The sequence below is a fragment of the Acinetobacter pragensis genome, from assembly GCF_001605895.1.
GTDB classification, from domain to species: domain Bacteria; phylum Pseudomonadota; class Gammaproteobacteria; order Pseudomonadales; family Moraxellaceae; genus Acinetobacter; species Acinetobacter pragensis.
Genome location: NZ_LUAW01000012.1, coordinates 134,339 through 149,604 on the forward strand (window position 1 = coordinate 134,339; position 15,266 = coordinate 149,604).

At 44.5% G+C, this 15,266-nt stretch carries 15 protein-coding genes and 4 tRNA genes; 14 read left to right on the forward strand and 5 right to left on the reverse strand.

Annotation, left to right across the window (positions count from 1 at the left end):
- Positions 1-122: 122 nt before the first annotated feature.
- The 5 genes from AZH43_RS04200 (at position 123) to AZH43_RS04220 (ending at position 2,610) form a co-directional block, all read left to right on the forward strand.
- Positions 123-1,964, forward strand: a complete 1,842-nt coding sequence (locus AZH43_RS04200; RefSeq protein ID WP_067666900.1) for a long-chain-acyl-CoA synthetase — start codon at positions 123-125, stop codon at positions 1,962-1,964.
- Positions 1,965-2,095: 131 nt separating this feature from the next.
- A tRNA-Lys gene (locus AZH43_RS04205) sits at positions 2,096-2,171 on the forward strand.
- Between the two features lie 20 nt (positions 2,172-2,191).
- A tRNA-Lys gene (locus AZH43_RS04210) sits at positions 2,192-2,267 on the forward strand.
- Positions 2,268-2,316: 49 nt separating this feature from the next.
- Positions 2,317-2,392 (forward strand) — tRNA-Lys (locus tag AZH43_RS04215).
- A 142-nt stretch (positions 2,393-2,534) separates the two neighbouring features.
- Positions 2,535-2,610: transfer RNA gene (locus AZH43_RS04220), tRNA-Lys, on the forward strand.
- Between the two features lie 178 nt (positions 2,611-2,788).
- Here the strand turns inward: AZH43_RS04220 and AZH43_RS04225 are convergent.
- Positions 2,789-3,469, reverse strand: a complete 681-nt coding sequence (locus tag AZH43_RS04225) for a hypothetical protein (RefSeq protein WP_081406767.1) — start codon at positions 3,467-3,469, stop codon at positions 2,789-2,791.
- 310 nt (positions 3,470-3,779) lie between these two features.
- Here AZH43_RS04225 and AZH43_RS04230 point away from each other — a divergent pair, with 310 nt between their 5' ends.
- Entirely contained in the window at positions 3,780-4,040 is a 261-nt protein-coding gene (locus AZH43_RS04230; RefSeq protein ID WP_067666902.1) for a PspC domain-containing protein, read from the forward strand.
- 107 nt (positions 4,041-4,147) lie between these two features.
- Here the strand turns inward: AZH43_RS04230 and AZH43_RS04235 are convergent, their stop codons facing one another.
- Positions 4,148-5,260, reverse strand: a complete 1,113-nt coding sequence (locus AZH43_RS04235) for an HPP family protein (RefSeq protein WP_067666904.1) — start codon at positions 5,258-5,260, stop codon at positions 4,148-4,150.
- 223 nt (positions 5,261-5,483) lie between these two features.
- Complete coding sequence (locus AZH43_RS04240) at positions 5,484-6,281, reverse strand: transglutaminase-like domain-containing protein (RefSeq protein WP_067666906.1); 798 nt, start codon at positions 6,279-6,281, stop codon at positions 5,484-5,486.
- A 313-nt stretch (positions 6,282-6,594) separates the two neighbouring features.
- Here AZH43_RS04240 and glyQ point away from each other — a divergent pair, with 313 nt between their 5' ends.
- From glyQ to AZH43_RS04280, 8 genes are all read left to right on the forward strand, one after another.
- Positions 6,595-7,578 (forward strand): glycine--tRNA ligase subunit alpha, encoded by a 984-nt coding sequence (gene glyQ, locus AZH43_RS04245; RefSeq protein WP_067666981.1) that lies wholly within the window; start codon positions 6,595-6,597, stop codon positions 7,576-7,578.
- Positions 7,578-9,647 (forward strand): glycine--tRNA ligase subunit beta, encoded by a 2,070-nt coding sequence (gene glyS / locus AZH43_RS04250; protein ID WP_067666909.1) that lies wholly within the window; start codon positions 7,578-7,580, stop codon positions 9,645-9,647. The genes glyQ and glyS overlap by 1 nt, the downstream gene beginning before the upstream one ends.
- 105 nt (positions 9,648-9,752) lie before the next feature.
- Positions 9,753-10,226 carry a hypothetical protein gene (locus AZH43_RS04255; RefSeq protein ID WP_067666912.1) on the forward strand — a complete coding sequence of 158 codons (474 nt, stop codon included), beginning with the start codon at positions 9,753-9,755 and terminating at the stop codon, positions 10,224-10,226.
- 352 nt (positions 10,227-10,578) lie between these two features.
- Positions 10,579-10,941 (forward strand): DUF3060 domain-containing protein, encoded by a 363-nt coding sequence (locus AZH43_RS04260; RefSeq protein ID WP_067666915.1) that lies wholly within the window; start codon positions 10,579-10,581, stop codon positions 10,939-10,941.
- A gap of 168 nt (positions 10,942-11,109) precedes the next feature.
- Entirely contained in the window at positions 11,110-11,499 is a 390-nt protein-coding gene (locus tag AZH43_RS04265) for a hypothetical protein (RefSeq protein ID WP_067666917.1), read from the forward strand.
- 310 nt (positions 11,500-11,809) lie between these two features.
- Complete coding sequence (locus AZH43_RS04270) at positions 11,810-12,325, forward strand: hypothetical protein (protein ID WP_067666921.1); 516 nt, start codon at positions 11,810-11,812, stop codon at positions 12,323-12,325.
- A 253-nt stretch (positions 12,326-12,578) separates the two neighbouring features.
- On the forward strand, positions 12,579-13,133 hold the full coding sequence (locus AZH43_RS04275; RefSeq protein WP_067666924.1) for a hypothetical protein: 555 nt from the start codon (positions 12,579-12,581) through the stop codon (positions 13,131-13,133).
- Between the two features lie 188 nt (positions 13,134-13,321).
- Positions 13,322-13,651 carry a hypothetical protein gene (locus AZH43_RS04280; RefSeq protein WP_227509783.1) on the forward strand — a complete coding sequence of 110 codons (330 nt, stop codon included), beginning with the start codon at positions 13,322-13,324 and terminating at the stop codon, positions 13,649-13,651.
- A gap of 196 nt (positions 13,652-13,847) precedes the next feature.
- On the opposite strand, the gene AZH43_RS04285 is transcribed toward AZH43_RS04280, so the two are convergent.
- Together AZH43_RS04285 and AZH43_RS04290 are read right to left on the reverse strand one after the other, a co-directional pair.
- Positions 13,848-14,801 (reverse strand): 2-hydroxyacid dehydrogenase, encoded by a 954-nt coding sequence (locus tag AZH43_RS04285; RefSeq protein WP_067666983.1) that lies wholly within the window; start codon positions 14,799-14,801, stop codon positions 13,848-13,850.
- Between the two features lie 160 nt (positions 14,802-14,961).
- Positions 14,962-15,153 (reverse strand): hypothetical protein, encoded by a 192-nt coding sequence (locus AZH43_RS04290; protein ID WP_227509784.1) that lies wholly within the window; start codon positions 15,151-15,153, stop codon positions 14,962-14,964.
- Positions 15,154-15,266 lie beyond the last annotated feature (113 nt).

Here is a 15,266-nt window from a genome sequence, read left to right on the forward strand (position 1 = left end):
ACTTTTGTCAGATTAGGTTGATTGCACTAGAACGAAACGATTAAAAGACAAGTGTGAAATTAACGAAAAAGTTAGGCACAGAAAGAAACCGCATCGGACGGCGAAAAATAAATAGGATTATTATGAGTCAAACTACACAACACGATCTAATTGGGATTGCGGATGTTGCAGCAAAAATACCGGGCTTTATCAATAAAGTTCCTAATCTGCTAAGCGGTCTAAAACAAGCCTATTTACGCACCCCTAATACCCCTGCAGGCTTAGGCATCGCTTTTGAAAAAGCGGTTAAGCGCAATCCAAACGGCAATGCCCTGCTGTTTGAAGATCAAAAATATACTTATAACGAACTGAATGCCTGGGCAAATCAAATTGCTCACTATTATTTATCCATTGGCGCGCAAAAAGGCGACGTCATTGCCGTCATGGTAGAAAACCGCTCTGAATTGGTCGCAACGATTGTCGCGCTGGCAAAAATTGGCGTGACGGCAGCCTTGGTCAACACCGCACAAACAGGCAAAGTCCTGGTTCACAGCATTAATTTAGTCAAACCCATTGCACTGATTGCCGGTGAAGAATGCCGCGCCGCAGTCGATGAAATCCGCCATGAGCTTAACTTGCCTGCAGAGCGCTTTCACTGGTTTGCAGATCAGGCGACCCGCCAAGACGCAGGTACGACGCCGCAAGGCTTTATCAATCTGGCTGCCGTAATCCAAGACTTTCCAACATTCAATACGCCGACAACGCAAAATGTGAAAGGCAAAGACGGGCTGTTCTATATCTACACCTCAGGTACAACAGGACTGCCTAAAGCGGTGATTTTCACCAACAGCCGCTGGACTTTAGCATATGGCACTTACGGCCATGTGCTGAATTTGAATCCCAAAGATGTGATGTATGTTACGCTGCCGCTGTACCATGCCACAGGCACAGTAGTCTGCTGGTGCGGCGTCATTGCGGGCGCGGCGACACTGGCTTTGCGCCGAAAATTTTCCACATCGGCCTTCTGGAAAGATGTGAAAAAATTTGATGCTTCCGCGATTGGCTATGTCGGTGAGCTCTGCCGCTACTTAATGGATGCGCCTCCTTCCGAATTGGAAAAAGGCCACCGCGTGAAAAAAATGATCGGCAACGGCATGCGCCCGAATATTTGGGACAAATTCAAAGAGCGTTTCGGTGTTGAAGAAGTGCTGGAGCTTTACGCCTCCAGTGAAGGCAATGTCGGTTTCAGCAATGTCTTCAATTTTGACAATACCGTCGGTTTTTCGCCTACCCCTTATGCCATTATTCAGTTTGATAGGGAAAAAAATGAACCCGTCCGTGACCCGAAGGGCCGGTGCATTAGAGTGAAAAAAGGCGATGTTGGCCTGCTGGTGGGGAAAATCACCCGCCGCTCCCCTTTTGACGGCTATACAGATGCTGAAAAAAATAAGACTGTGATCATTCCAGACATGTTCAAACAAGGTGACTCATATTTCAATACAGGTGACTTAGTCCGCGATATCGGCTTCCGCCATGCACAGTTTGTTGACCGGCTGGGGGATACTTTCCGCTGGAAGGGTGAAAATGTCTCGACCACTGAAGTCGAAAACATGGTCAGCGACTATGAAAAAATTGCAGAAGCCGTCGTGTATGGCGTAGAAATTCCGAACACCAATGGCCGCGCCGGCATGGCGGCTATCACATTGGCGGATCATGCTGTGCTGAATGATGAAGACTGCAAAAAAATGGCGGCCGAGTTTAAAAAGAACCTGCCGGTTTATGCTGTTCCGGTATTCCTGCGCGTTCAGCAAAAAGTGGAAACGACCGGCACCTTTAAATACCAGAAAAACAAGCTGAAAGAACAGTCATTTGATCTGGGGAAAACCGATGAGCGCATCTTGGTGCTGCTGCCCGGCTGTGAAGCGTATTGCGACTTGACTGCGGATATTTTTGCCAATATTCAGGCCTATAAATACCGTTTTTAAGCAGAATATTTGCCTGTTTTATCAATAAGACAGGCAATTTTGTTGTATTTATAAGCAAACAAAAGCAAGTTTATGTTTTTTTACTTGCGCTTGAATGAGATCTTGCTACAATACGCTCCATCAAGAGAGATGGGTCGTTAGCTCAGTTGGTAGAGCAGTAGACTTTTAATCTATTGGTCCCGCGTTCGAGTCGCGGACGACCCACCATTTTCTCTGATATCCCTGATGGGTCGTTAGCTCAGTTGGTAGAGCAGTAGACTTTTAATCTATTGGTCCCGCGTTCGAGTCGCGGACGACCCACCATCTTTCTAAAATCTTTATTTTAGAATACAATTTAGAAATACCCCTATATGGGTCGTTAGCTCAGTTGGTAGAGCAGTAGACTTTTAATCTATTGGTCCCGCGTTCGAGTCGCGGACGACCCACCATTCTTTCTTTCATCCGTAAAGAAATGAAACCTGCAAGTTCCGACCAAGACAAACCATCTCCCTTCCGGTTTTGATTCGCCCTTCTCGAAATTTTGCTATATCTCTCTTGCAGTAGGTTTAAAATATTTTTTAGACTTGTTCAGGGTTGTTAGCTCAGTTGGTAGAGCAGTAGACTCTTAATCTATTGGTCGTGGGTTCGAACCCCACACAACCCACCAGATTTCCTGTACATCGTTGTGTTTAGCTATATTTTGATATAAATCAAAGGCAATATTGTGCTTAGCCCATTTCAGCATTTAAAATAATTGACGCTGTTTCTATTTTTATCATTTAATATTTTTATTCTGTTTCACTCTTTTTTCTATGCCAGCCTTATTCAGGCACACATTCCATTCATTATTGGCCCTTTTGATCCCGCGTCAGCGCATAGGCTTTTGCCGGCTGAGGATAGCCTTCGTCAAATAATTCCTGATTGCGCCCTTCAGTATCGCTGCGGATTCTATCAACATCCATAATCAAATGATCACGGTCTTGAATGCGGTAATAAAAATTCACCCCTTCCTGACGGTGAACAATGATTTCCCTGTCTTCTTCATCCAAAGTCCACCTGTCTTTTCGATACGTGGTATTGCCCTCTTTTGACATGGGCTTATCGGCAAAAACCTTGCCGTAATGAATAATGCTGCGGTGCGCCGACCCATCCGGCAAAAGATTCAAAATGAATTCAGCGGTGCCCTGCTGGCAGGGAATAAAGCCGTCATCACATGGAATGATGGCATGAAAGCGTCCAATAAATTCTTGAGCATTTTTAGGAAGCGCGCTGGACTGCGGGGACGGATCATTACGCATCGTGGCCTGCCCTGCAACTTCAGTTAATTTTTTCCCCTGTTCTTCAGCTTGTTTTGCCACAGCAATATGCGCATTGGCGCTAGCAGCAGATACCGGCTGCGCTGCTGTGCTATTTTCAGACTCTACTGGCATTGGCTGCGGCTCGCATCCAGCAAGCAGGCTTCCAGTACAGAAAGCAATCCAGCCCAATGAAACTTTCAGGTATTTTTTTTCGGCGTACTGCATCATTTCAATTACTGCTTGTAAGTTTGAATGCCGATGAAACGCGGCTGTATATTGCGTAAATAGGGCTGAAACTTGACCAGTGATTTTAAATTTAAAAGACAGCCTCATATCTAATTGTTATTTATATAAAAATAAATTCATTAGCTTGCATTCGCTCATTTTAATGCGGTGCAGGCCGTTTTTTAATTCCGCTTTACATATTTTTACTTTTTTTAGGCCTTCCGCTCTTTAAATCAATAACTGCGTCACCATTTTCTATACAAGAGGCAAATATTTTGGCTCTGCCCTATTTTTTTGTTTTAAGGAGACTTAAATGGCCAATGTTGGTTTATACCGTTCAAATCGCTCGAATATGATTGCGGGTGTCATGGGCGGTATTGCTGAACGTTTTGGTTGGAATGTGACATTGCTTCGCATTATTTTTGTGATCGTGTCTTGCATGAGCGCAGCTTTTCCAGGGATTTTAGTGTATTTGGTCCTCTGGCTGGTCATGCCGAAACAAAGTTCTGAATTTAAAAATATGCACGGCTATAAAAATCCTGTGCGTACAGTCAATGACGATCCATTAAGTTAAGCCTGATTTGATAGACGGTATCCCTTAGACCTGTTTTTGGTCGCTGCAGTTTTTCCCCTAAGATACTGCAGCTTTTTTTTGCCTATGTTTTCACTGCTTAATCTTTGCTATTCCGCTTGCTGGCGAAGATGATTCAATTGCTGATTCAAGACCGCAATCATATCGGCACGGCTGATGATGCCCACCAAGCGCTGCTGCTCCACCACTGGAATATAGTTAAAAGACCGTTCAACAAAGTAAGGCACCAAATCTTGAATCGGCTGCTGCAGCTGCGCGGTAACGACTTGCGGGTTCATAATCTGATAAACATGCTCTTCCCAAGATGACTTCGGATCGGCTGCCCGCTTAAACCATTCCACCACATCATACAGCGCGAGTGTCCCCACCAGCCGATCCAAATCTGTTACCACCGGCAGGCTCATTAAATTGACCTGCTTGAATTTATCCAGCGCAGACTGAATATCATCTTCTGCACGCAATGAAATCACTTGTTTGGTCATAATATCCTGACAGGTAAATAAATTGACTGCCCGGGCATTCGCCAGTTCCTGCGCTTCTAAAATGATTTTCTGCAAATCATATTCACTGATATCCAGCAGCTCAGTGCGCTGTTCCAGCGCATTTTGAATATCTGCCGGCTGAATGGTTACTTTCTGCGTAGGTGTCGGCGCTGCAGTCCGGGTGTTCAGCTGCGCTTTTTGCGGATATTGCTTGCCGAGCAAACGGTTATAAATAATCGCAATCAGCATCAGCAGCACTGAATTCAGCAGTACGGGATAAAGTAAAAAGCTGTAACCCAGCTGATGTACCGCATCACCGCCTAAAACAGCAGTAATTGCCACTGCGCCGCTGGGCGGATGCAGTGAATCGGTGGTCATCATCAGAATGATCGCCAGCGCGACTGCAACACTGAAAGCTTCCGTTAAATTCGGAATGAACATGGAGCAAGTCACGCCAATCAAAGCCGCAAGACTGTTGCCAATGACCATATTCCACGGCTGCGCCAGCGGGCTGGCGGGAACCGCAAAGAGCAAAACGGAGGAAGCGCCCATAGGCGCGATATACCATGCGTTTAAGTCACCCAACGCCAGCCAGCTGATAAAAGAAGACAGTGCAAGGCCAATTAGCGCGCCGAAGCCGCACAGTAAACGGTCTTTTAAGGGCAGCACTTTAAAGTTAGGCTTTAAGGTATTCAGCCAGTCCAGATTTGAGTGAAACACGGTTTGCCTTGCTTATTTTTTAACGGATTGGGCAATTATAAAACGATCTTTCTATAAGGTGTATTTCTTTTATATCTTTTAAGCATAAAGAATGCCCTTGGACAGATTGCCTTCCATTTTCTCAGATCAGAGCTGAGATCAGAGCACACATCTATTTCCCTGTGCCCCTTAAAACCAACGCACTGGCTTTCAAGCTACATTTTTCAACTCTAAGCCTTTACGCCTACTCACTTTGATAATTGATCCTCGGTTCAATCTTGAGCAATTCCAAGTCTCCATAAAAGGTCGCAAAGGCTACATCTCCAGCATCAACACCGGCTGCAATGCGGATCAGGTTTTCAGTGGGCGCCAAACGAGTCGGATCAAACAGCCTCCAGCCGCCCTCCAAATATGCTTCAAATACAGCATGAAAATCGGGGCTAAAATTTTCAATCTCGACGTAGCCGACCACAATGCGTGCAGGAATTCCCAGCGCACGGCATAAGGCGATCCCTAAATGCGCAAAATCCCGGCATACGCCTGCACGCTGAATCAAGGTATCAGTTGCTGTAGTGAATTGATTTGAACTTCCTGAAATATAGGCAATATTATTAAAAATCCACTGTTCAATCGCTTTAACCCGCGCATAGCCCGCTTCCATCCATGCAAAAGAGCGCATTGCCATATTTTCCAACTGGTCAGAATTACAATAGCGGCTAGCTAAAAGATAAGGCAATACTGCATCAGGAATATCTCGAATGGCTACTTCACCGCTGGATTGCGGGTGTACGGCGATGTCATGGCATTCAACCGTGGCCTGATAATGCACTTCAAAAGATTCACAGGGCGCTGCGCGCAATCGAATGTGGCGGTTGTGATGCACAGGATCCTGAAATTCATGCCAAGCCGCAGTCGGGCTAATGCACAGCTGTTCAGCTAAAATAGTTTGATTCGGACTGTAGGCAGCATGAATCAAAAAAATAATTTCAGTGGGCTGAATAATTTTGTAGGTTAAATGGCAATCAATTTGACAGGTTGTCATAGCATTCCTATTGGTGACCGTCTGATAACATGCCGAAAGCTTAAACGGGGATGATGAGTAGCTCATGCTCACAGCAGACCATATTGACACGATTTTCATGCAAATACTGGCACAGCCCTATCTTATTTCCGGTCAAAGCCAGAAATAAAACATGAATAAGGTTTGACCAAAACGCTGGGCAAATCCATCCATTTAAAACTGCAGGGACATTTGAATTTTGCTGAATTAAGCCTTGGTGTATTAACCCTTTGCCACTCCTCTGGAAAGCCCTTATAATTGAGCACAATTTTTCTCTAATTTTAAGTGGATGACCATGAGTCGCGCCATATCGCATATTGATACCTTCCAAGGCTTAATTCTTGCCTTACAAAACTATTGGGCGGAGCAAGGCTGCGTCATTTTGCAGCCTTACGACATGGAAATGGGCGCAGGGACATTTCATACTGCGACATTCTTACGCGCTTTAGGGCCGGAAACTTGGAATGCGGCTTATGTACAGCCTTCACGCCGTCCAAAAGACGGCCGTTATGGCGAAAACCCGAACCGTCTGCAGCACTACTATCAATTCCAAGTGGTACTGAAGCCAAATCCGGACAACATCCAGCAGCTGTATTTAGATTCTTTAAAAGCCATTGGTATTGATACCCTTGTTCACGACATCCGTTTTGTCGAAGACAACTGGGAATCTCCAACTTTAGGCGCTTGGGGCTTAGGCTGGGAAGTTTGGCTCAATGGTATGGAAGTAACTCAGTTCACCTACTTCCAGCAAGTGGGCGGCGTTGAATGCTACCCTGTCACTGGCGAAATTACCTATGGTCTTGAACGTCTTGCCATGTACCTGCAAGGTGTAGACTCTGTTTACGATCTTGTTTGGACCAAAGGCCAGTTCGGCACAGTCACCTATGGCGATGTCTTCCACCAAAATGAAGTGGAACAATCGACCTATAACTTCGAATATGCCAACGTTGAAAAAATGTTTGAATTGTTCGACTTCTATGAAGCTGAAGCGACCCGCTTAATGGAAGCAGAACTTCCGCTTCCTGCGTATGAACAAGTGATTAAAGCATCTCATAGCTTTAACTTGCTGGATGCCCGCGGCGCAATTTCTGTGACTGAGCGTCAGCGCTATATTTTACGTGTGCGTACATTGGCGCGCGCCATTGCACAAAGCTATGTGGCTGCGCGTGCGAAGCTTGGCTTCCCAATGGCGGAGCCTGCCCTGCGTGATGAAGTCCTTGCACAATTAAAAGCTCAGGTTGAAGCGGAAGCAAAAGTTGAATCTAAGGAGAGCAAATAATGTCTAAACATACCGTTTTGTTCGAATTAGGCTGTGAAGAACTTCCACCAAAAAGCTTAAAAAAATTACGTGATGCTTTGCATGCTGAAACTGTAAAAGGTTTAAAAGATGCTGGCTTGGCGTTTGATGCGATCGAAGCTTATGCTGCGCCGCGCCGTTTGGCACTTAAAATAGTCAATGTTGATGGCGCACAAGCCGACACGCAAAAACGTTTTGATGGTCCTGCAAAACAAGCGGCTTTTGATGCGGAAGGCAATGCAACTAAAGCCCTAGAAGGCTTTATGCGCGGTCAAGGCATCACCGTTGATCAAGTATCAACTTTCCAAGCGGGCAAAGTTGAAAAAGTTTGCTACCTAAAAGACGTGAAAGGTCAAAGCCTTGACGTATTGCTTCCGCAAATTTTACAAGCTGCTTTGGACAACCTGCCAATTGCAAAACGTATGCGTTCAGCGGCCAGCCGTACCGAATTCGTGCGCCCGGTTAAATGGGTCGTGCTGCTTAAAGATAACGATGTGATTGATGCATCCATTCAGGATCATAAAGCAGGCAACGTGACGTTTGGTCACCGTTTCCATGCGCCTGAAGCAATTACTTTAGCCAATGCTGATGAATACTTAGCAAAACTTAAAGCAGCTTACGTTGTGGCAAACTTTGAAGAACGCCAAGCGATCATTGACGGTCAAGTCAAAGCACTGGCTGATGAAGTAAATGCCATTGCGATTGTACCTAGCGACCTTCGTGACGAAGTAACAGCATTGGTTGAATGGCCTGTTGCGCTACGTGCTAGCTTTGAAGAACGTTTCTTAGCTGTGCCGCAAGAAGCGCTCATCACCACCATGCAGGACAACCAAAAGTATTTCTGCTTAGTGAATAGCGATAACAAGCTTCAACCGTATTTCATTACCGTTTCAAATATTGAGTCTAAAGATCCGGCTCAAATTATTGAAGGGAATGAGAAAGTTGTACGTCCGCGTTTGTCTGATGCTGAATTCTTCTTCTTACAAGACCAAAAGCAACCGCTGGCGTCTCGTAAAGAAAAATTAGCGAACATGGTGTTCCAAGCTGAGCTTGGCACGCTGTGGAACAAGTCTGAACGTATTGCAAAACTTGCTGTTGCGCTTGCGCCGATTACTAGCGCAAATGCAGCTGATGCTGAAAAAGCAGCGTTGCTTGCAAAATGCGATTTAACCTCTGAACTTGTGGGTGAATTCCCTGAGCTGCAAGGTATTGCGGGTACATACTACGCGCGTATTGAAGGCGAAAATGATGAAGTAAGCGACGCTTTAGGTGAGCAATATCTTCCTAAATTCGCGGGTGACGTTTTACCGCAAACAAAAACAGGGACAACCATTGCCCTTGCTGACCGTTTAGACACGCTGACAGGTATTTTCGGTATTGGTCAAGCGCCTACAGGTTCTAAAGACCCATTTGCTCTGCGCCGTTCTGCGATTGGTATCTTACGTCTTGTGACTGAAAACAATCTTGATGTGTCGATTGAAGAATTGATCAAACTGGCTTTGGCTGCCTATGGCGATGTACTGAAAGATCACGACAAGACTTTAAATGATGCTGTTGCATTCCTTGAAGGCCGCTACCGTGCCAAGTACGAAGACCAAGGTGTTGCGGTTGATGTGATTCAAGCGGTTCAAGCGCTTTCTCCAAAATCTCCTTTAGATTTTGATAAGCGTGTGAATGCGGTCAATCATTTCCGCAATTTGCCTGAAGCTGCTGCACTTGCTGCTGCCAACAAGCGTGTTGCCAATATTCTTGCAAAAGAAGCTGAACCAACTGGTGCAGTGGTTGAAGCAAACTTGGTTGAAGATGCTGAAAAAGCATTGTTCGCTGAACTTGCTAAAATCACGCCTGTCGTTGAGCCATTATTTGCTGCCAAAGACTACACTGCTGCATTGTCTGCGCTTGCTGCACTTCGTGCGCCTGTTGATGCATTCTTTGAAGGCGTAATGGTCATGGCAGATGATGCTGACTTAAAAGCAAACCGTTTACGTATGCTTGCACAGCTTCGTGACTTGTTTACGAAAGTGGCTGATATTTCAGTGTTACAGCACTAAGTTCTGATTTGATGTTAAAAACCCGCTTTAGAGCGGGTTTTATGTCATTTGAAATGCGTCTAAAATCCTGCTAAAAATAGCGGGATTTTTTTACAAGAATAATAGATGCCAAATATTAAAGTTCAGCGTCATTACCGCCCAGACCTCTATCTTTTTATCGTCCACGCCTTGCTGTTGGCATCCAGTTTCACTCTGATAAAATTCTATCCGCATGTAATACAAAAACCAGATATGAGTGGCATCTTCTTTATGCTCATTTCTATTTTAGGCGGAATTATTGCCATCGTTATACTAGCAGTATCCTTACCTCGCCTTGACCGCTCGGTCCGCGCATTGACTATTAATAAGTTTATTTTAGCTTTGATATATTGGATATCCAGTACCTCTATTTTCATCATGGCAGGCTATTCCGAATTTCTGTTTAATAACCCGCTGTGCATACTGATTTTTGTAAGTGTTTTTTACCCAAGTTTGTATTTTTCGATCATCAAAATTGCAGATATGCGAAAGAAAGATTGGCTGATTATGGGTGGGATACTGGGTGGATTCATGATGCTGTTTTTTTTGCCAAAGCTGTAGGAATCAAAATTAAGATGCTGCTATTTGAAGGAAAACCTATGCACTATGGCTCCGCCCTATTTACGTCCATCGGGCCAAATAAATTCTTACTATTAAAAAAACTTAAGCTAAAGTCACTCCCCCCCAATAAGCAATAAGAAAGAAACTTATAAAACCAACATATTCTTTTGACTAAGTCTATCAAGATTTCTTGACGTTCTTTTATCTATGCATCAGCAAATGCACTTCAAGTTTTAGCACACACTAAAACAACTCATCTAAACCAGAAAAAATTAAAAAATTCCCAAAGAACAGATATCCGTATATTCTTCATACAATAGCTATATTCAACACAAAATACTTTGGAAAAACAATGTATAAGAACTTTATTCCAAGCCTGTTATTAATCACTGTATTAGCAAGCCCTACTCTGTACGCAGATACTGAATTTACCCGTGCTGAAATTTTTGTAAATTCGCCAGATACCGTTGCATCTTATGATTGTGAAGGCCGGAATGTTACCGTTAGAGGCCCAGATAGCCGGCTTACACTCAAAGGCAACTGTCCCGTCGTCAATGTTATTGCGCCTGACTGCACTATACATGTTGATGCTGTGAATAAAATTCAAATTTCAGGCCCAAAATCGAAGGTCTATTACAAGCGCAGTCTGCATCCCAGCCGCTTTGTACAAGTGAAAAGCTTTGGCCCGAATAGTGCGGCATATCAAGTCCGTTAAAATCAGTCCATGCTATTTCATAACCGCACAGCTATTACAAATGTGTCCAATGTCTAACTGCATACAAAAGGAATTAAGCGAAATTTTCTTGAACTTCAGAAAAGCTATAGGTATTTTTCAATCATTTCCCTATACTCAAACCAACAACACTCAACAAGAAAGAATCGTATGAAACTGAAAACGCTCATTTTGACTGGTCTTGCGGGTATCGCACTTACAGCATGTACAACAGCGCCAAAAATCCAAACTTTGGACTTAGGGGTACTGCAAGAAGTCAGCGACTTAGACGTCTATCCAAACACAACCAACAACAAAGCCAAACTGACTAAATTTGACGACAAATGCGTGATCGAATTTACCGGCAACCTAGAAGCCGGCAAAGTTGTAGAGCAATGGTCATTCAGAGGCTTTACGCTTATCAGCGGCGGTTCTGCGACCTTTGCAAAAGACGGCACCAGTACAGCCAACACATTTGACCTGCATGCGCCAGAGGTGCAAAAGAACTTCCTTGCCCTGCGCCACAACTTCCACAAAGACGCTTTAGCGCAATGTGACTAATCCCGCATGATTCATCATCTATTAAACAGGCTTTAATAGATGATGAAACGGTTCAGTTATTAAGTACGCATTCAATAATTAATAAAAATATAAATAATTAAATCTGTTTTCAAACACTTACTTTTATCACATTTTATTACCAGCTTCTTACACAAAACAGCTGAACGTATTTTCCGTGTAATCCCTTGTGCAGCTTTTATCACAAACCCGTCTTTTTCAAAAAAATACCTCTAAGATGATTTCCGATCCCATCCGCAAGGTGAACTTATTTCACCAATCAAGTTTCACCCAACGAGGTATAAATTTTAAAATGAATCTATTTAAAACAGCATTCTTTAAGACAACAGCGCTGACCGCCGCCTTATTTGCCGCATCTCCCCTCGTCATGGCGAATACAGCGCAAGTTTCCGCAAATGCCAATGCGAACGTACAAGCCAGCCCTGAATCTGGCACGCTGCAGAGCTTAGGCCAAAATGTGAAAAACGCTGCGCATAAAACCGGTGAAAGCATCGAACGCGGCGCTGACAAAACTAAAGCGTTTACTCAAGACAAATGGCAGGACACCAAAGACTTCACTGCCGACAAAGTGCAGTCTGCCAAAGAAAAAACAGCTGAAATAAAACAGTCCAGCACTGAAAACACGGCGCAAGCAGAACAGTCTCTGCACGAAAAATCTGTACAAACCAAAAATGTCTTATCTAAAAAAACGGATCAAGACAAAACGCATAACACCGGCTTGAAGGGTAATGTACAAGCAGATCTCAATACGCCTGCCGGCAAAGCGCATGTTTCTTCTGAAACGGATGCCGCCATTGGCATCAAATGACGCTGAATGATTCAGCGTTTAAAAAAATGGTATTCTTCTCCAGAGATATCTAAAAGGAAGGCCCATCTTGGTGGGTCTTTTTTATGCCTGACAGATGGATTTTGAATACTTTTCAGCGCCCAATACCCTTATTTTAAAAGCTGTATGAATTTCGCAGCCTATGCATGCAAGTTCAGCCTGCTTGCATATAATGATGAACAGAAATGGGCTTTACAGCCTCTAAGCTCAGCCAAACAATAGAGGTGCCTGCACCATGAAATATATTCCAACCGCTTTTACTAAAAATGCAATGAAAGCTTTACTCTGCACCGGCTTGGCTTTAACGGCCGCCTCTTCGCTTTGGGCACAGGAGCCTGCGGCGGCGGCAGCTCAGAATGAAAAACCTGTTCAGCAATATGGCGATAACCCGAATATTTTCCATGTCTGGGCCTATAAAGCGCAGGAAGGTGTATTGAATACCGCCGCCAAAGTGGGCAATGCGGCTGAACGCGGCATTGGTAAAATTAAACCGTCGGTCGATCAGGCGTGGGACAATACCAAAGACATTGCTGGCAATACCGTGCAAAAGGTCGATGAAGGCGCACAAAGAGCAACTCAAGGTGTAAATACTAAAATTCAGGAAACCAAAGAAGTTCTGGGCGGCAAGCCCAGCCAGTCTGTACCCATTGAACAGCGTTCTTTAAGCGAACCGTCATCATCATCAAGCAGCAATCCAGCCGCAAATACAGCTGTGCCCAATACCAGCACCCCCAACACAGCGTACCCAAGCAGTTCAGCGCCCACAGCTTACCCTGTCACTGATTTATAAATTTCAAAAAACCTTTCTTTAAAATAAAAAGCCCATCATCGGGCTTTTTAAGGTATGCCTTTCTATTAAGATAACAATCAAAACAGTACACAGTCTGCTTAAAAAATATAATTGTACTTCTGAGAATAAGAACATTGCACAAAATACCCTTAAATCGTGCACAACCATATCAACTATCACGGACAACAATGAAAATACTAATTGGATTTATTTTAGGACTGCTCAGTGCATGTGCAGTATGGTATTCCCTGCCACAATTGCACCGCTATTTACCCAATTTACCTATGCCGACAGCACGGAATGATAACGCTTACTCACATGAGCCTAACGGCAAGATACTACAGTCGTTGGACTATGTTTCAGGCGAGGAATTTGCCTCCACAGAAGGAAATGAAGCTTTGTTATATCAGCTGAAAAACAAATGCAAGCTAACCCTTAGTGCCTTTGGTGAATCCCATCAATATAAGATCAGCTTTTACTTCCATCAAGGGAAAATTCAGTCTGCATTTCTAACATAATACAGCTACCCCAACGGCGGTTTTTATGCCGAACATAAAACAAATGAAGCTTTTGAAACACAGCAACAGTTTCTGAAAATAATGAATCCTCTGAACATTGAAACCATTAAGCTCTTTGATGAGATCGCTTCTCAGTTTAAGCCTGTACTAATCAATGCCTGCTAATAAACAGCAAACAATGATTAGTTCTAGCAATTTAATTCACTTTACGGATCGGCAGCCCCGCTTTAAAGGCTTCCACATTTTCAATCATCTGCTGCACAATACGCTGGCGCGCATCTACACTGCCCCATGCGCTGTGCGGAGTCACAATTAAGTTGGGAATGCTGCTGTCCAGCAGCACATTGCCGGCTTTTGGCGGTTCAACCGTCAGGACATCTGTGGCTGCCCCCGCAATCTGGCCTGAACGCAGCGCATCCGCCAGCGCCTGCTCATTCACCACGCCGCCCCGCGCGCAATTGATCACAAATGCACTTGGCTTCATTTGCGCAAAGGCAGCACTGTCCAGCAAATTCTGAGTATCTTCCGTTAAAGGGCAATGCAGGCTTAAAAAGTCCACTTGCGGCAGCAGTTCTGCAAAAGGCACACGCTCTGCAGCCGCAGGGCGTTTAGGCAAAGATGCAATCATGATTTTCATGCCGAAAGCGTGCGCCAGCTTCGCCACTTCCTTACCCAGTTCTCCATAGCCCACCAGCCCCAAAGTTTTGCCGGAAAGTTCAATAATTGGAAAGTCCAGCAGGCAAAACTGGCTGGCTTTATTCCACTCGCCTTTCTGTACTGCGCGGTCATACTGGCGGAATGATGTCGCTAAGTTCAGCATCAGCATTAAGGTATGCTGCGCAACGGCGGATGTGCCATAGCCTTGGCAATTGCAGACAGTCACCCCCTGCTGCTGGGCCTGTAGCAAATCTACATTGTTAGTGCCTGTGGCGGAAATTAAAATCAGTTTCAGCTGCGGGCATTGCTGCATAATTTCGGCATTCACCATCACCTTATTGCTGATAATCACCTCAGCCTGCTGCACACGCTCCAGCACTTGTTCAGGCGCAGTGCCAGGGTATAAAGCCAGTTCGTCGAATACAGCATGCAAACCGCTGAAATCCAAATCGTTTTTATCCAATGATTCAAAATCTAAATATACGGCTTTCATCTGCATCCTCGTCTATAGTCATCCATTGCGCAGTGCATGCGCTTAAGGCATTAAAGCTAAGTCCAGCAGGCTTTTCAAGCTCATTTTGCCGTACCTAAAAACAAAAAACCCGCAATACTGCGGGTTTGCCATACAGGCAGATCAATCCAAAAAATGATGTTCAGCGTTTGTCTAAATCGCTGCGCAATGAGTTGCGGACTTGAATCACCACATACACTGCCAATGCGCCAACCACCATCAAGCCAAGACCGAAAATGGCCGTATTGGCGCTGAAGCCCTGTGCAAAAGCGCTGCTCGAAAACAGCGCGCTAAAGAGAAAACACCATACAGCCAGCATCTGATGAGATTGCATACTGAGGCCCCCGCTCATACTGATATTCAATTAAAAAATCTGCGGAATGAACACAATGAAGCATTGTTCAATTTAGATCTTAGTCTGAATACAGAAAAAATCAACTGCCTGTT